The following is a 17,304-nucleotide window of genomic DNA, read 5'->3' as shown; positions in this document are numbered from 1 at the left end:
ATGTGAACAACTTACGTGAACAACTTTTATGTTGATGCAGCAATTTGTGGACAACTTCCAGATAGCCGGGAATTCCTGAAAATTCATCCCCAGACTATCCATGCTTGCCCACAATGCATTCATCCACCTATCCACAACCAAACATGAATCTTATCTGTTTGATAGTAATGAATAAAATCAGGTTATCCACAGAAAACGGTTTACCTACTACTAACGACTACTTATTAAATATAAAGATTTAATTGAATAAGGGAGATGAGGAAAATTTACAGGGAGGTTCATTCTAGCTTGTGGATTGTCTGTGGATACTCCATAGGTTAACAGTGAATTGTCTGTTGGTAATGTTACGTTACTTATTGAAATTTATATATTTTTTTCATTGCTCGTTGTGGATACCGAACGGGACGAGTACGCTGGGTATCTGCGCCTGCATTTTTTCGAGATTTCGCGCCTGATCATCAAAGAAGATATGGGGGCGGATAGCTTCCAGGATGCTGCCTTTGTCGAGTCCGTCAAGCAGGAAGAGTTCTGCCGCGCTCATGCCAAAGCTTTTTAAGGTTGTGATTAATCGTTCTTCACTCGGTGCGCCTCTGGAGGTGACAATGGAGATGCGGATGGCAGGCTTGAAGTAAGGGTCCTTGCTGCCTCGGGTCTGATAATCCAGACGCTGGAAAGCTGAAAGCCGCGCAAACAAGTCTCTCAATGGGCCGGGAGCATGCGGAGTTTCCGCTTTTTCCATTTCGTTCTTATGGAACGCCGAAAGGCCTTCCTTCTGATAGCACCTCTCAGATTCATCGTCAGCAAGAACGCCGTCGAAATCAAAAGCAATCCTTAGCGTCGGGTCGTCGTCATCACTGTCATCTGCCATACGGTTCGGCAACACTAAGCCGCCAGGAAGGCCGGCTTCAATCGCTTGGGAAACATTGACAGCGTTGGCGGATAGGAACAGCGAGACCTTAAATGCTGAGATGTAGGGAAAGGTAGATTGTCCAGAAGTGAAGGCGCCGGCATGAATCGGGAGTTGATAATGGCGGCAGGAATTAAAGAAGCGTCTCGCTGTTTCCGGAGAATTGCGCGATAACGCAACCACGCGAAAGGGTTCCTGGTTGGGAAAGAGCTTATTGAGGCCAAGAAAGCGTTTGACAAAGGGAAATGCGACGCCTGGCTTCAAAGGCTCATCCTTCTTTCTGACCTGAAAGTCTCGAAAGGCTTCATAACCCTGGGTTTCAAAAAGCTGATGTTCTTTTTCTAGGTCGAAAAGCGCTCTGGAAGAGACGGCAACGACTAACTGTTCAGTTGGGGCAGTCATCTAGGAATTCTTGGAAGAAAAAGGCGCCCGGAAGAGATTTCCGGACGCCTGGAACTAAGGCATCAGGTATCGATATTCCCGAATAGGGCATTGCTCTCAATAAAGGCTCTGCGCGGCTCTACGATGTCGCCCATCAGCATTGAGAAGATGGCATCGGCATTGGCTGCATCTTCAACGCGCACCCGGAGCATCCGGCGTACTTTCGGATCCATCGTGGTGTCCCGCAACTGCTCAGGAGTCATCTCGCCCAGTCCTTTGTATCGCTGACGGATAAGGCCTTTTTCAGCCTGCCGCATCAGCCAGCTGACCACTTCAGCAAAATTCTTGACCGGGGCCTCATCTTTGTCGCGCTTTACGCGGGCGCCTTCGCCGATCACGCCCTGGAGCATGCGGGAGCTTTCGCGAAGCTTCTGATAGTCAGCCGACAGGATGAATTCCGGAAGAACGGTTGTGGTTTTAGCGTTGCCGTGCTTCATGCGATGGACCTTGAGGACGTGCTTTTCCTCCTCTTCGTTCCATTGCGCTTCAACTTTAACGTTGGGGTCGCGCATTTCTCTTTCCAGGCGTTTGGCGCTTTCCTCAGCATCAAAGGAATTTTCGAGCGACAGTTCAGTGCCGGCCGCAATGGCGAGAAGCACGCCGGTATCGAGGACATTGCCCAGGCGGGAAATGACGGCGTGGGCCTGAAGATACTCGGCCACAAGAGACTCAAGTGCGCTGCCGCGTATAGGAGTGTTGGCTTTTACTGCCTCCTCATTGGGATAGAGCTCAGCCCCCTTGAGTGCAAGATCTGTCAGATAGGCGCTCATTTCCGCCTCATCCTTGAGGAAGCGCCCCTTATCCTTGCTGTTCTTCTGGACCTTATAGAGCGGCGGCTGCGCAATATACACATACCCGTTTTCAAGAAGTTCCGGCATCTGACGGTAGAACAACGTGAGAAGCAATGTACGGATATGCGCACCATCCACGTCCGCATCGGTCATGATGATGATGCGGTGATAGCGTAATTTTGAAATATCGAAGTTCTTGCCGATGTTGGTGCCGAGGGCTAGCGTCAGCATGCGGATCTGCTCGGAATCAAGGAGCTTATCCTGAGCGGCCTTTTCAACATTGAGCACTTTGCCGCGCAGCGGAAGAATGGCCTGATTCTGGGAGTTTCGCCCCTGTTTAGCAGATCCGCCGGCAGAATCGCCCTCTACGAGAAAAAGTTCGGAGTAAGCAGGATTCTTTTCGCGGCAGTCGGCAAGCTTTCCGGGCAGGCCGCCGCCTACACCGGTTTTCCGAGTGAGGTCGCGTGCTTTGCGAGCGGCTTCGCGTGCGCGGGCAGCCGTTATGATCTTCTCGCAGATGATCTTGGCATCAGTCGGATTCTGTTCGAGATAAAGCTCCAGTTCGCGGCCGACGATATCTTCTACCGCAGGACGGACTTCGCTGGAAACAAGTTTGTCCTTTGTCTGGGAACTGAATTTGGGCTGAGGAACTTTTACTGAGAGCACGCAGGTGAGGCCTTCGCGCATGTCATCGCCCTCAGGATCGACCTTAGCCTTCTTGGCCAGTTCATTCTTGGCGATATAGTTCTTCAGCACGCGCGTCATTGCAGCACGCAGTCCCGTCACGTGCGTGCCGCCGTCGCGCTGCGGAATGTTGTTCGTGTAGGCAGTGAGGCTTTCGTTATAGCTGTCCTGCCATTGCATCGCGATTTCCACTTCCACAGGCGTTCCGCTGGAAAGCACCGTTCCTTTGGCGTGAAAAATCTTGGGATGAAGCACCGTCCGGGACTGGTTCTTATATTCAACATAAGCCACCAAGCCCTTATCGGTCTTCAGATGTGCTTCATGCGAGGTGCGCAGGTCTTTGAGCGTAATGCTCACTCCAGAATTCAGGAATGAGAGTTCGCGCAGGCGCGACAGCAGCGTGTCGTAGCTGAACTGCGTGACCTTTTCAAAGATCGTTAAATCGGGAAGGAAGTGAACTTCAGTGCCGCGACGATTCGTAGGCCCGAGAAGCTTCATGGGAGAAACGTTTTCGAGCTTGCCGGTAAGGGGATTGGGGAGTTGTTCCACAATCCTGTTCTGCACTAAACCCTTGCGGAATTCAAGGAACCTTGCTTCTCCGTCACGGCGCACAGTAAGGCGAAGCCACGAGGAAAGCGCATTGACGCAGGAAACGCCCACGCCATGGAGGCCGCCTGAGATCTTGTAGCCGTTATTGTCGAATTTGCCGCCGGCATGGAGCTCTGTAAGCGCAATTTCTGCAGCGCTGCGCTTAGGGTCGTGCTTGTCGTCCCATTTGATTGCAGAGGGAATGCCGCGGCCATCATCCACGACCGAAACGGAATTGTCGGTATGAATCGTGACTTCAATGTGAGTTGCGAATCCGGCAAGCGCCTCATCAATGGAGTTGTCGACAACTTCATAGACGAGATGGTGCAGGCCAGAACCGTCGGCCGTGTCGCCGATATACATTCCTGGGCGTTTTCTGACGGCCTCTAACCCTTCAAGAATCTGAATGCTTGATTCGTTATAGGCGCTGGGATTCTGATCTGGATGTATTTCATCCAGATTCTGGACCTGAGGCAGCGCTTCAGGCGCTTCAATCATGTGATTTTCCGCTTCGGACATGAAATCTTTAATCCTTGGCTTCGCCCGGACAAACAGAATGAAGGGGGCGAATTGATGTTGGGTGCGAGTCGAAAAAAGGCCTTGGCGAGGCGCATTCCCTGACGGAATGCGCCTCTGTCGCAAAAGGGCTGCTTAAATTCTCATCGGCATGATGAGGTAGCGGAAGCTGGAAGATTCCGGCATCGTGACCAGGACGCTCTTCGGCGTGGGAGCGAAATGGAAGTCCACTTCAGAATTTTTCAGATTTGTAAGAAGCTCAATCATGTAGAGCAGATTGAAGCCGATATCGAGTTCTCCCCATGTCCAGGGGGCATGAATTGTCTGGCTGGCCTCTTCCTGTTCAGCGTTATTGCCTTGGATAAGCAGTTCGCCTTCCTTGAAAAGCCAGCGCATGCCGTGGAATTTTTCATTGGTGAGAATCTGCACACGCCGAAGAGCCAGAAGAAGTTCTTCTCGATTAAGGCGGACGCACTGCGGATTCGTGTCTTCTGTCGGCATGACGCGCTGATAATCAGGGAATTTCCCTTCAATCAGCTTCGAAATGAATTCAACATTGTCGAATTTGAAGCAGATCTGCGTATCGCCCAGATTGACAACAACCGGTGAATCGTCTTCCGGGAGAATGCGCATCAGTTCGCGCACAGTCTTCCGGGGAACAATTGCCTCGACTTTTTCGTCCTGCATCATGCCGTCTACTACTGCTTCGCAATAGGCAAGACGATGCGTGTCCGTTGCGACAGCACGGAGTTTTGAGCCCTGAGCAACGAGCAGAACCCCCATCAGGTAGTAACGAATGTCCTTTGCAGCCATGGCAAAGGAGGTCATTGTCAAAAGATAGCGAAGGGTTTTGGCGGGCAATGTAAACGAGCTGACCGGAGTCTGGGTTTTAATGACCGGGAAGTCCTCCGGCGGAAGCGTTTGAACGGTAAAGCGGCCTCCGGAAACGGAGAAGGCAGCAAGTCCGTCCTCTCCGACATCAATTTCGACAACATCAAGCGGGCGGAGTGCCGCAAGAATTTCAGATGTTTTCTGTGCTGAAACCGTGAAGGTGCCTTCCGCGCCGGAGACGCCGACAGGCGCAGAGGTACGGATCTGAATATCAAGGTCCGTTGTCGAGAATGTGACGGACTCGTCCTTTTGCTCAATCAGAATGTTGCTGATCACAGGCAGGGACTGATTGCGTTCAACAATGCCCGATACCGTTTTGACGGGTTTGAACAGATTCTCAACAGGACTGGCAATAAGCTTCATGATCGGACTGAAAAAGCGTGATTTATCAATGTTGGATGGATGGCAGATCGCGATTTAACCGCGGATCATTTGCTCAAGCACATGAATCTCATGATTGAGTTCAGCATTGCTCTGCCTTTCCTGAGTGATTTTACGAACCGCATGCATAACGGTTGTGTGATCCCGGCCGCCAAAATTTTCACCAATCTCAGGAAGACTGTGCTGGGTCAGTTCCTTCGTGAGGTACATAGCGATTTGTCTGGGCAATGCAATGTAGGCGGGGCGACGCTTCGAATGCATGTCTGCGACTTTGATCTTGTAGTAGTCAGCAACCGTTTTCTGAATATTTTCAATGGTGATCAGACTATTGACGACCTGGAACTGATCTCTCAGCACGCGCTTCGCAATATCAATGGTAATTTCGCGCGACGCAGACGGCTGAAACTGCTGATAAGCGACGACCTGCTGAAGGGCGCCTTCGAGTTCGCGAACATTGGATTTAAGGCGCTTGGCAATAAAGGCAGCTACTTCATCAGGGAGATTGACGCCCATGGCCTTCGCCTTATTGAGCAGAATGGCTGTGCGCATCTCAAATTCAGGCGGTTCAATAGCGACGGACAACCCCTGGGAAAGGCGGGAAATCAAGCGAGGCTCGATATCCTTGAGTCCGCGCGTATAAGTATCTGAAGTGATAACCAGCTGCTTGTTGTGAGGAACAAGCGCTTCAAACGCGCGGAAAAATTGCCCCTGTGAGCCTTTGGCGCCGGAGAGCGACTGAACATCGTCGATGAGGAGCAGGTCGAGGTTGCGATAGCGCTCATCGAATTTTTCCAGGCTCGCATGGGTCTTATTGGCAGACTCCCGGACAGCGGCCGTGTATTCATTAATGAAATCCTGAGCAGAGACGCAACGGACTTTTGCCTTGGGGTGCAGATCAAGGTAGCGATGTCCAATCGCCTGCATCAGATGTGTTTTGCCAAGGCCCACCCCACCGTAAATGTAGAGCGGGTTGTACTGAGTACCCGTGGTCGTGGCAACGTGCTCTGCCGCTGCAACGGCAAGCTGATTGGCATTGCCGTTGACGTAGTTTTCAAACGTCAGCCCCGGCAGGAGACCAGTTTCCTCTCTTCTGCGCACGTCGGACTCTGACGTGCCGACAGAGGGCTTCTGAACTTCAGCAGCCTCTTTCTGAGCGGCAATGAGGGAGACGGTCACAGGCTGATCGTCATTGACGTGGGTGGCGATTCGCTGAATATTCTTGAGGTACGTATCTCTAAGAAAGCGAACTTTTGAAGCAGGAGCTTCGAGCGTCAACACTCCATTATCCGGATCCCAGGCGACGGGATTGATTACTTTGAACCACGTGTCATAGATTTTTGGTGCGCTCTGGACAAACTCTCTCAGGTTGTCCAGACACTTTTGCCAAAAGACTTGCATAGGCCGAATAAAGAGCTAAACGTTGAAGGACAAGATGGAATCAATTTCCGATCTTGCTGTTGCCTGACAGGCAGGGATCGTTCATTTTACCAAGTTTTCTTTAGGAAATGGCGTTTTCTTTGTGGATAACTTCTTAATTCATTGAAATATATATAAAAAAGTTATCCACAGAAGCTTTGGGCGGCTATGAAGATTTAATTTATCCACAAAATGATGTGAATAAGGATTCTCTGAGGCTCTGGTTAAGTTAAGCGATTAAACACTTACATTTTTAAGGATGTACACAAGAGGATGTTATTGTTGAGTTAGAAACATCTATATATAGTATTGTTATGTATCGCCTTACTACTGAAAGCGTTTTTCACTTCTTCTGCATAGAACGAGTCTCCGGGTGAAAATGCAATTTTCCACAGTCCGAGGTTTGACAAGACCACGCAGATTGTTGTGTAATAGCGAGCTTTTCTAGGCTTCCTCCAGTCCCGCCCTGTATCCAGGGTCGTCGGAGACCAAGAGGAATGCGTCAGAGCAGTATTCAGTCTGCTTTGGATTCTTCATCCGCTGAATAGAGACAATTCAGTCTCTACAAGCTTCTCCCTCGAGACAAAGGAAACAACATCATGGCTACCAAGCGTACCTATCAGCCCTCCAAGACCAAGCGTGCCCGCACTCACGGCTTCCTCGTTCGCAGCCGTACGAAGGGCGGTCGCCGCGTTCTGGCTCGTCGTCGCGCCAAGGGCCGTCACGTTCTCGCCCTCTAATAGCGGTTGCCCTAACACGGCTGGATGCTTGCCGTGACCGGAAGCCCGGCGGAGAACTACGGATTTCCCCGAAGCAGTCGCCTCATTAAAAGCTCTGACTTCGGTGTGATATTGAGGACGCGGAATGCACAGTCGTTCCGCGTCCATTCTGCGTATTTCACTGCCGGATGCCTTGAGAATTCAGAACCGCATCGCGTTCGTGTAGGCATTACGGTCGGAAAGCGCAATGCGCCGCTTTCTGTTGACAGGGCAATCGTCAAGCGTACGTTGAGGGAAGCCGCAAGACTGCGGCTTCCTGAACTCAGGGAAATACTGGCTTCTAGAAATCTTGGGCTGGATGTTTCTTTGAGGCTTAAAACCGAGCTTTGTTCTCTCGGTGCATCCTCGCGCAGCAGCCTGAAGGAAAAACTTCGCGCTGATGCAGCAGTCCTTCTTGAGGAAGTTGTGCGCCGAGCGGATCAACGCCGCAAAGCTCAGTCCGCAAAAGAAGGAAAAATATGAATTTCCTGAAGCGGCTGATGATCGGACTCATTCGACTCTACCAGCTGACTTTGTCGCCATGGGTGGGGCGCGAATGCCGCTATCTGCCCACCTGCTCGCAGTATGCTATTGAAGCTTTGGAGCGTCATGGCGCTCTGAAAGGCGGGTGGATGATCGTAATGAGGCTTCTGCGGTGCCACCCATTTGGCGGCAGAGGGTATGATCCGGTCCCGAATACCTTTCGCTGGCGATGCTGGTGCAGGGACTGCAAGGACATTCATGAAGAAGGTGCGAGCGAGAGCGGGCGATCCTTCTTTAATCTTTAAATTACCCCTAACTCAATCCAAGAGAGCTTTATGGGAAGAGAAGTTCAGCGTGCCCTTTTGTGGGTGATCCTTTTCGGATCGCTTTTCATGCTTTGGGACAATTATCAAGTCTATAAGGGCGGGAAGTCTTTCTTTGCTGCTCCTGAAGAGACTGTTGAAGCCTCGCAGAGTGCGGGTGCAGCGGATATTCCTGCTCCGGCTCAGGATGCAAGGGCTGTTGAAGTTCAGGCCGCGGCAACTCCGGTCAAGGAACCGGTGGTCGTTACTACGGATCGAATGAAGGTCACGTTTGATCTTCAGGGGGCCCGTGTAATTGGTACGGAGATGCTTCTCTTCCCGCAGCAGGCGGACTGGACTGAAGTGGGTCTTGCCGGCATGATTCTCGGCCGCAAGCCTGCTGATGATCTCGGCAACGTCAAGCTTCTTAATGTTCAGGGCGCGCATACCTACATGGCGCAGAGCGGGCTTGTGGGCGGCGACTATCCGACGCATGCCGATGAGTTCAAGCTGGTGAGCAAGTCGCTTTCCATGGATGGTTCCGACAAGCTTGATGTTGTCTTTGAAGCAGACAAGGGCGGAGTTAAGGTTACAAAGACCTATTCCTTCAAGCGCGGCTATTACGGCATGGATGTCTCCACGACCGTTACGAATCAGACTGAAAAGGCTGTTTCCCCCCAGATTTACTATCAGATCACGCGCGACTCGAGCAAGCCTGCAGGCGAAAGCTCGATGTATTCGACGTTTACTGGACCGGCTTTCTATACGAGTGAAGAAAACTTCCAGAAGCTCGATTTTTCCGATATTCACGATAAGGATGCGTCCTTTGTAGAGAAAACCGATAACGGTTGGCTCGCAATGGTGCAGCACCATTTCGTGAGTGCCTGGATTCCGTCGCAGGGTGAATCCCGTCAGAATTACGCCCGTGAAGTCTCTAAGGATCTCTACGCTATCGGCACCCTGGTTTCCATGAAGGAAATTGCTCCGGGAGCCTCCGTGACGGATCGCGCAACTTTCTACTCCGGTCCTCAGGAACAGGCTCGACTTGAGCAGCTTGCTCCCGGGCTTGAGCTGGTTGTTGATTACGGCTGGCTTACTTTCCTCGCGAAGCCGATCTATTGGCTGCTGGACTTCCTCTATGGGATCGTCGGCAACTGGGGCTGGGCAATTGTGCTTCTCACCTGCATTGTGAAGGCTGTGCTCTATCCGATTTCGGCTGCCGGCTATCGCTCGATGGCCCGCATGAAGGAAGTGACGCCTCGCATGAAGGCGCTTCAGGAAAAATACAAGGATGACAAGCAGCGCCTCAACCAGGCGATGATGGAACTCTATCGCACGGAGAAGATCAATCCGATTGGCGGGTGCCTTCCGATCATGCTGCAGATTCCCGTGTTTCTCGCTCTCTACTGGGTTCTTCAGGGCTCAGTGGAGCTGCGCGGGGCTCCGTGGATCTTCTGGGTGCACGATCTTGCGATGCCTGATCCTTGGTTTGTGTTGCCTCTCCTGATGGCAATCACCATGTTCCTGCAGATCTTCCTCAATCCGAAGCCTACTGATCCGACGCAGGCAAAAGTGATGTACATCATGCCGGTCGTTTTCTCGGTGATGTTCTTCATCTTCGCTGCAGGTTTGGTTCTCTACTGGCTTACGAACAATATTCTTTCTATTGCTCAGCAGTGGTGGATCAACAAGACGATCGCCGAAGAACGCGCGAAGCGGCTGGCAAAGCAGAAATAAGTAGCCGCGACTTGGCGCTCCTGACGCGCCAAGTTCGTTGACAAGTCGGCCGGGCGAGAAGCTCTTTCAAAGAAAGAGCCGCCCGGCCTTCATTTATTTACGAAAGTTTTTTTCGAATTCAGAGACGAGGCTGCCAGCAGAAGCGGCCAGAGCCAGACTGAGGCAAACCAGAGGAAAATTCTTCTGAATGAAAGCCGGTTCTCCTCCGTCTTCCAGGTTTTGGCAAAAACGGCGATCGCCCCGCAGACCACCCACAGCATGAAGCCGCAGTAGATTAAGGATCTGGTTTCATAGCTGTCCCCAAAAAAACGGGCCGTATAGGCTGAGGCCGGAACGGAGAGAATGACTGCAGTGCAGACGCCGGCAAGCGCAGAGCCGAAAAATTGTCCGCGCCGGGAGGAACGAGGATCCTGAAGCGACATGAGATTAAGTGCCTTGTTGAGGTTGAATCGCCCTCTGCATTCTAAAAAAGAAGAGATGTGCCATATGCAGCTCAATGACAAAACTCCCATCGTCGCTATCGCGACGGCTGCCGGACGCGGCGCAATCGGCGTAGTGCGTCTTTCCGTGCCCGCCCATCATGCGGATGTAGTGCTCAGCACGCTTTTCCCCGGCGTTTTGCTGGAGCCAAGGCATGCGCATCTTCTTGATGTAACGGATGCTAAAGGAGCTTTGCTTGATCGGGCCATAGTCCTTTATTTCCCCGCTCCGGCAAGTTATACCGGAGAAACTGTATTGGAAATTCAGGCTCACGGCGGGCCAATGCTTCTCAGGCTGATTCTGCGGTCTGTTCTTGAAAAGCTTGCCTTTATCGGCATTCGCATTGCAGAGCCCGGCGAATTCACCAAACGAGCTTTTCTTAACGGACGCATCGATCTCGCACAGGCTGAAGCCGTGAGCGGTTTGATTGATGCAGTGAGCGAGGCTTCGGCGCAGGCAGCTGCCCGCTCCCTTTCCGGCGACTTCTCCAGACGCATTCATGCCGTTGGAAGTCTTTTGGATGAAGCGCGGGCGCTCACGGAAGCGCAGCTAGATTTTCCTGAAGAAGAACTCGACGACTTGATGGCGGATGAAATCATCCAAAGAATGGCAACTGCAGCAAGCCGCATAGATGAACTTCTGAAGACTGCGCGTAAAGGTGCAGTGCTTGCAGAGGGGCTCACTGTTGCTCTTGTCGGCGCGCCAAATGTTGGCAAATCGAGTCTGCTCAATGCGCTGGCCGGAGAGGAAATTGCCATTGTGACGGACATTGCCGGGACTACGCGGGACAGGATCGAGCACTGGACGGCATTTAACGGCGTACCGCTTCGCATCGTGGACACGGCAGGTCTGCGCGATACGACAGATGTGGTTGAATCGAAAGGCATCGAGCGCTCGCTGCAGGCCCTTAAGGAAGCTGATATTGTCCTGGCGCTGTCTGATGCTTCGGGGCGCGTGGCGGACGATGGCGATGCATTAAAACGCGTCGAAGAGACGGTCCGTTCCGGAACTCCGGTTCTCCATATTGCCAATAAGTGCGATCTGGCTTCGGAAAGCGTTCTCAACGAACTGCAAACAAAGGGCGCCATTGCAATTTCAGCTAAAACAGGCGCCGGACTCGAGGAATTGAAATCGAGAGTTCTCGACCTTTCCGATATGGCGGGAGGCACCGAAGAGGTGTTTCTTGCGCGCGAACGTCATCTCGAATGCTTGCGCTGCGCAGGCCTTCACATCCGCAAAGCCCTGGAGATTGCCGACAGCGGCTTCGGTATGATGGAGCTCCTTGCCGAAGAGCTGCGCCTTGCTGGCCGTTCCCTTGGAGAAATCCTTGGGGAGATGGATGCGGAAGGACTCCTCGACATCATCTTCAGCCGATTCTGCATCGGCAAGTGAGTCAAAGACTCTGGATTTGAAAGCTATGGAATACCCAGAAAGCTACGAGGTCATCGTCGTCGGTTGCGGACATGCGGGTGCTGAAGCTGCGCTTGCTGCTGCGCGCATGGGACGAAAGACTCTTCTTATTACGCATAATCTCGACACTGTCGGGCAGCTTTCCTGCAATCCATCGATCGGTGGCATCGGCAAGGGACACCTCGTTAAAGAACTTGATGCTCTGGGCGGAGCCATGGCTCAGGTGACAGATGCCGCAGGCATTCAGTTCCGTATTCTGAATAGCTCTAAAGGTGCGGCTGTACACGCAACGCGCGCGCAGATTGACCGGCAGCTTTATCGGCGGGAGATGCGCAGGCGCATTGAGGCGCAGCAAAACCTTACCGTATTCCAGATGGCGGCCGATGATTTGATCGTCGAAAACGGTGAAGCTCGCGGCGTAGTCACGCAGACAGGGATACGGTTTCACTCGCGTTCTGTAGTTATTTGCTCCGGCACTTTCCTTAATGGTCTGGTGCATATCGGGCTGGAGCATTATCAGGCGGGACGCATGGGAGATCCTGCGAGCGTCAGGCTCGCTGAGCGCCTGAAGGAACTTGGTATGCCGCAGGGGCGCCTGAAAACAGGGACGCCTGCTCGAATCGATGGTCGTTCAATTGATTTCAGCCGCTGCGAGGAGCAGTGGGGGGATTTGGATCCCGTTCCGGATTTTTCGCTGATTCGCCCGGCAAATTCGCACCCAAGGCAGATGCCCTGCTGGATCACGCGCACAACGAAGGAGATGCATGAGCTCATCCTGGCCAACCTCGACCGTTCGCCGATGTATGCCGGAGTGATCCAGGGGGTAGGCCCTCGTTACTGCCCTTCGATTGAGGACAAGGTCAAGCGTTTTGCTTCGAAGGATAGCCATCAGGTGTTCCTTGAGCCTGAAGGACTTGACGTTCAGGAGTTTTATCCAAACGGCATTTCTACGAGTCTCCCATTTGACGTGCAGTACCGCATGGTCAGGATGATGCCGGGGCTTGAGAATGCTCATCTCATTCGTCCGGGCTATGCCATTGAATACGATTACTACGATCCGCGCGGGCTTAAGCGTACGCTGGAGACCAAGGCAATGCCGGGACTCTTTTTTGCCGGGCAGATTAACGGCACAACCGGCTATGAAGAGGCGGCTGCACAGGGAATTCTGGCTGGTCTGAATGCAGCGCTTTACGCTAGGGGAGATGAAGGCTGGACGCCACGCCGCGATGAAGCCTACCTCGGCGTTATGGTGGATGATCTGACAACAAAGGGCGTTACGGAGCCTTACCGCATGTTTACAAGCCGTGCGGAATATAGGCTTTCTCTGCGCGAGGATAATGCTGATGCCCGTCTTACGCCGACCGGCCGCCGTCTGGGCCTGGTAGACGATCTGCGCTGGGAGTACTTCAATCGAAAAACTGAGCGGGTGCAAAGAGCTTTAGAAATGCTCAAGGATACCTGGGTGAATCCCAAGATCATTGCCGCAGCAGAGGCGGAGCGCGTGCTGGGAACCTCGATTGAGCGGGAATATCCTCTCAGGAGCTTGCTTGCGAGACCGAATGTTCGGATGTCCGATTTGGCGACACTTCGACGTACGGACGGCACTCTGGCTGCGGATTTTTCTGAGCTCAATGAGGTCGAGAAGGCTCAGGTTGAAGTTGAAGTGAAGTATGCCGGGTATGTTGAGCGGCAGAAGGATGAAATCGAAAAAGCTCTTGCCAATGAAACGCTGGCAATCCCGGATGCTATGGACTATGACGCGGTGACGGGGCTTTCTTTTGAGGTTCGACAGAAGCTCAAAGCGGCAAGACCGGAAACGCTTGGTCAGGCATCCCGCGTCTCCGGGGTGACGCCTGCAGCAGTGGCGCTTCTGCTTGTTCACTTAAAGCGCCGCTATTACTATCAGCGGGATAAGGGCTCAGTGCCGGGTGATCGGCCGGCGGCTGGAAAATAAAGTGCTTCTTCGGAATGCTTCTCCAATGAATTCAATTGCAATTGATAGTTCCCAGCTCCGTGCCGGACTGGAGGCTGAAGGCCTGCCTGTCGATGACAACATAATCCATTCATTCTTAGGCTATGCAGAGCTTCTCCTGAAGTGGAATCGTGTTTACAACCTGACGGCGATTCGCAGACCAGAAGAGGTGCTCACTCACCATCTGCTCGATTCAGCTGCGCTGGTGCCATGGCTGGGGCGTGTAGCGCCGGATGCTAAAAATATTCTCGATGTCGGCTGCGGAGGCGGGCTGCCATCGGTGCCGGTAGCTATTCTTCGCCCGGATCTGGAAGTCACGGGCGTTGATGCTGTAGGGAAGAAAGTGGCATTCGTAAATCAGGCAGCGATTGAGCTGGGCCTGAAAAACTTGCGTGCACGACACTCTCGGGTGGAAAAACTCCAGGGTGAATGGGACATGATTACGAGCCGGGCTTTTGCTTCTCTCTCCGACTTTGTTACGCTGACTCGCCCTCTTCTTTCTCCAGGGGGCCGTTGGCTCGCCATGAAAGGTGCAAAAACAGAAGAGGAGATCGCAGCGCTTCCTAATGGCATAACTGTTGAAATGCTTGAGCCGATTCATGTTCCTGGTCTTGAAGAAGTCCGGCATTTGATAGTGCTGTCTCAGTCCTTATAGAGATGAAAAAGAATGGATTTCCTTCCTGCTACATTGTTGAGCGCCTTCATCTATACATTCACAACGCTCGTTCCGGTGATCAATCCGTTCAGCGGCGCAATGTTTTTTGTGACGCTGTCGAGTCATCTTTCTGATTCTGATCGGGCTTATGTTGCTGGACGCATTGCCATTTTTTCCTTTGTCATCCTTGTCGTGTGCCTTTTTGCGGGGCATCTGATTCTGGGATTTTTCGGCATTTCCGTCGGTGTTCTGCGCTGTGCCGGCGGGTTGGTGCTGTTTGCTGCCGGCTGGAATGCGCTCAATGCTCCATCTCATGATGAAGGCTCCAAGGAGCCGCCTCTGGCATTGCCGCGTTCTCGCCTGAAGGCAATGGCGTTCTATCCGTTTACACTGCCGCTTACAACGGGGCCGGGGGCCATCGCTGTGACGGTGGCTCTCGGCACCACGCTCCCTTATACCGCCAGTAATTTAGGGGGAACGATTCTTGCGATTTTGGCTACCGTCCTCGTGATCTGGATCTGTTTTCGATACAGCGATCGCGTCAGCCGATCGGTTGGTGCTGCCGGTGCAGATGCCTTGGCGAGGATTTTTGCCTTTATTTTGATTTGCCTCGGCGTGTCGATCTTCTGGCAGGGCTTCTCCGAGCTTTGGCTCCAGCTTGGTCAGAAATGAGCTGGAACGAGACGTCATAGTCTTGTTCTATAAAATAAGGGCTGTTTTTTAACCTTTTTGTGATTTTCCGCGGCCAGAGTCCTGATAACGACCGACCGCGGGATTTTTATTTCTCATGGCTCAAGTTTTCTGTATTGCCAATCAGAAGGGCGGCGTGGGCAAAACCACAACAACTGTCAATCTTGCGGCTGCTCTAGCGCTCCGGGATCGTCGGGTGCTGCTTGTCGACCTCGATCCTCAGGGCAATGGCACAATGGGTTGTGGGATCGATAAGCGGGAAATTGAATGTTCTGTTTACCAGCTTCTTCTGGGGCTTAAGTCGTTTGACGATGTCGTTCGACGCAGCGAAACTGGCGGGTTTGATGTCCTTCCGGCTAATCGTGAGCTTTCAGGCGCTGAAATTGAACTCATCAGCATCCGGGAGCGAGATCAGAGACTGAAGAAAACGCTTGGACCTGTCATGGATCGCTATGACTATATTCTGATCGATTGTCCGCCAAGCCTTTCCATGCTTACGCTTAATGCACTCTGCTTCGCAAACGGCGTTATTGTGCCGATGCAGTGCGAATACTTCGCGCTTGAAGGGCTTACGGACCTCGTAGCTTCTATTCGCAGGGTTCATAACGAAAAGAATCCCGGGCTGCGGATCATCTCCATTCTGCGTGTGATGTTCGACCCCAGAATTACGCTTCAGCAACAGGTAAGTGAACAGCTCAAGAAGCATTTTGGGGATAAGGTCTTCAATACAATCATTCCTCGCAACGTTCGGCTCGCGGAAGCGCCAAGTTATGGCAAGCCAGGGGTGGTCTACGATCGGTCCAGCCGAGGCGCCATGGCGTATAAAGCATTCGCCGACGAGATCATCTCCCGCATGGAAGCGAAAAAGACAAACGGGTGAATGCAGTGAAAAAGAAAGAAAAAGGACTTGGACGCGGTCTGGATGCCCTATTCATGGGGGAAGTCGGTCCTGATGCTCTGGATGACGCTGTAAGCGAGCGTCGATTGCTGGAGATCGAGACCGCTCATATTCATCCGGGGCGCTATCAGCCGCGTACGCGCATGGACGAAGCGTCTATCAGCGAATTGGCAGATTCAATTCGAGAACAGGGGCTTCTCAGCCCTATTCTTGTTCGCACGCTGAACGACGGAGATTATGAGGTTCTTGCTGGCGAACGTCGCCTGCGTGCTGCAAAGCTCGCTGGGCTCGAAAAGGTTCCGGTTCTTCTGCAGAACGTTGATGATGAGCATGCGCTCGTCATTGGGCTGATTGAGAACATCCAACGGGAAAACCTGAATCCGATCGAAGAGGCTCAGGGTCTTCAGCGGCTCATCAGCGAATTTTCCTTTACGCATGAGGATGCCGCTAAGGCAATTGGCCGTTCCCGGCCGGCTACAAGCAATCTTCTTCGCCTGTTGTCCCTCACAGATGAAGTGAAAGACATGGTCATGAAAGGAGAGTTGGAGATGGGGCACGCTCGTGCCCTGCTCGCTCTTACCGGGGCAGATCAGATCACAACAGCCAAAACTGTGGTTGCCCGCAGTCTCTCTGTGCGACAGACGGAAGATCTTGTCCGGCGTTTGCTTGAGGGGCCGCTGCCTCAGAAAAAGGTAGTGATCAAGACGCGTGATAACGAACGTCTTGAAGAGGCGCTGGCGGAGACGCTAGGCGCCGTTGTAAAGCTCACGGCCAATACAAAAGGCAAGGGAAAAATTGTGATTGAATTCTCCAACTTGGATCAGCTCCAAGGGATTGTGGATCACATTCGAAAATAAAGGAAGGTCTGAGCAAGTGCCAATTTTTATGACTGCAACCGGAAAATCCGGACCCAACACATAAATTCGGTTGTTTACAGTCTAAAAATTGGCAGTTTATGATGTTTTTAGTGGAAATTTCCACAATATAGGCACAATTAGGCCATCAATCTCTTCAGGTAACAATCGAAAGTGAAGAGATTGCAGAGCGCCAGCATCGTATTGATGCGATGCGCATTCTTCGCAATGCCGCGATACCGGGTCTTGCGGTACGACATCTGAAGCTTCACACGCGCAAAGACATGCTCAACCTTGCAGCGGACGCTGGACTTGAAGTGCTCGATTTTGCGGATAAGATCTTCAGCCGAGCGTCCTTTCAAAACTCCAGGCCGCAGGTTGATCCGGTACGAGCGCTTTTCTGCTTCCTTATCGGTCTGGAATTCCTCGCGTTTTCCCATCCCGACATAG

15 protein-coding genes are annotated in these 17,304 nt (G+C 52.4%); 10 read left to right on the top strand and 5 right to left on the bottom strand.

The genetic code is table 11. The annotated features are described in order from the left end of the window. Positions 1-376 precede the first annotated feature (376 nt). From GBM95_RS00075 to dnaA, 4 genes are all read right to left on the bottom strand, one after another. Positions 377-1,309 carry a 5'-nucleotidase gene (locus tag GBM95_RS00075; protein ID WP_152157215.1) on the bottom strand — a complete coding sequence of 311 codons (933 nt, stop codon included), beginning with the start codon at positions 1,307-1,309 and terminating at the stop codon, positions 377-379. Between the two features lie 62 nt (positions 1,310-1,371). Further along, entirely contained in the window at positions 1,372-3,870 is a 2,499-nt protein-coding gene (locus GBM95_RS00070) for a DNA gyrase subunit B (protein ID WP_374046863.1), read from the bottom strand. A 192-nt stretch (positions 3,871-4,062) separates the two neighbouring features. Then, complete coding sequence (gene dnaN / locus GBM95_RS00065; protein WP_152157214.1) at positions 4,063-5,181, bottom strand: DNA polymerase III subunit beta; 1,119 nt, start codon at positions 5,179-5,181, stop codon at positions 4,063-4,065. 54 nt (positions 5,182-5,235) lie between these two features. Further along, positions 5,236-6,597: a chromosomal replication initiator protein DnaA gene (gene dnaA / locus GBM95_RS00060; RefSeq protein ID WP_152157213.1), complete on the bottom strand. Its 1,362-nt coding sequence runs from the start codon at positions 6,595-6,597 to the stop codon at positions 5,236-5,238. 617 nt (positions 6,598-7,214) lie between these two features. Between dnaA and rpmH the strand changes: the two genes are divergently transcribed. The 10 genes from rpmH (at position 7,215) to GBM95_RS00005 (ending at position 16,857) form a co-directional block, all read left to right on the top strand. Then, on the top strand, positions 7,215-7,355 hold the full coding sequence (gene rpmH, locus GBM95_RS00055) for a 50S ribosomal protein L34 (protein ID WP_005429158.1): 141 nt from the start codon (positions 7,215-7,217) through the stop codon (positions 7,353-7,355). A 24-nt stretch (positions 7,356-7,379) separates the two neighbouring features. Then, on the top strand, positions 7,380-7,856 hold the full coding sequence (locus GBM95_RS00050) for a ribonuclease P protein component (RefSeq protein WP_152157212.1): 477 nt from the start codon (positions 7,380-7,382) through the stop codon (positions 7,854-7,856). Next, on the top strand, positions 7,853-8,161 hold the full coding sequence (gene yidD, locus GBM95_RS00045) for a membrane protein insertion efficiency factor YidD (protein ID WP_152157211.1): 309 nt from the start codon (positions 7,853-7,855) through the stop codon (positions 8,159-8,161). Before GBM95_RS00050 ends, yidD begins: the two co-directional genes overlap by 4 nt. Positions 8,162-8,191: 30 nt before the next feature. Then, positions 8,192-9,895, top strand: a complete 1,704-nt coding sequence (yidC, locus tag GBM95_RS00040) for a membrane protein insertase YidC (RefSeq protein ID WP_152157210.1) — start codon at positions 8,192-8,194, stop codon at positions 9,893-9,895. Between the two features lie 486 nt (positions 9,896-10,381). After that, positions 10,382-11,767, top strand: coding sequence for a tRNA uridine-5-carboxymethylaminomethyl(34) synthesis GTPase MnmE (gene mnmE, locus GBM95_RS00030; RefSeq protein WP_152157208.1), 1,386 nt, complete (start codon positions 10,382-10,384; stop codon positions 11,765-11,767). 25 nt (positions 11,768-11,792) lie between these two features. After that, positions 11,793-13,739 carry a tRNA uridine-5-carboxymethylaminomethyl(34) synthesis enzyme MnmG gene (gene mnmG / locus GBM95_RS00025; RefSeq protein ID WP_152157207.1) on the top strand — a complete coding sequence of 649 codons (1,947 nt, stop codon included), beginning with the start codon at positions 11,793-11,795 and terminating at the stop codon, positions 13,737-13,739. A gap of 25 nt (positions 13,740-13,764) precedes the next feature. Continuing rightward, positions 13,765-14,412, top strand: coding sequence for a 16S rRNA (guanine(527)-N(7))-methyltransferase RsmG (gene rsmG, locus GBM95_RS00020; protein WP_152157206.1), 648 nt, complete (start codon positions 13,765-13,767; stop codon positions 14,410-14,412). Positions 14,413-14,424: 12 nt separating this feature from the next. Further along, positions 14,425-15,084 carry a MarC family protein gene (locus GBM95_RS00015; RefSeq protein ID WP_152157205.1) on the top strand — a complete coding sequence of 220 codons (660 nt, stop codon included), beginning with the start codon at positions 14,425-14,427 and terminating at the stop codon, positions 15,082-15,084. 115 nt (positions 15,085-15,199) lie between these two features. After that, entirely contained in the window at positions 15,200-15,982 is a 783-nt protein-coding gene (locus tag GBM95_RS00010; protein WP_152157204.1) for a ParA family protein, read from the top strand. Positions 15,983-15,987: 5 nt separating this feature from the next. After that, positions 15,988-16,857: a ParB/RepB/Spo0J family partition protein gene (locus tag GBM95_RS00005; RefSeq protein WP_152157203.1), complete on the top strand. Its 870-nt coding sequence runs from the start codon at positions 15,988-15,990 to the stop codon at positions 16,855-16,857. Positions 16,858-16,994: 137 nt separating this feature from the next. On the opposite strand, the gene GBM95_RS12240 is transcribed toward GBM95_RS00005, so the two are convergent. Then, on the bottom strand, positions 16,995-17,304 hold a 310-nt coding region (locus GBM95_RS12240; RefSeq protein WP_193222527.1), incomplete at its 5' end, for a transposase.

This window comes from Sutterella seckii (assembly GCF_009183815.1).
In the GTDB taxonomy this organism is placed as follows: Bacteria; Pseudomonadota; Gammaproteobacteria; order Burkholderiales; family Burkholderiaceae_F; genus Sutterella; species Sutterella seckii.
Note: the sequence above shows the minus strand (reverse complement) of the source record. Positions and strands in the feature narration are given on the sequence as shown.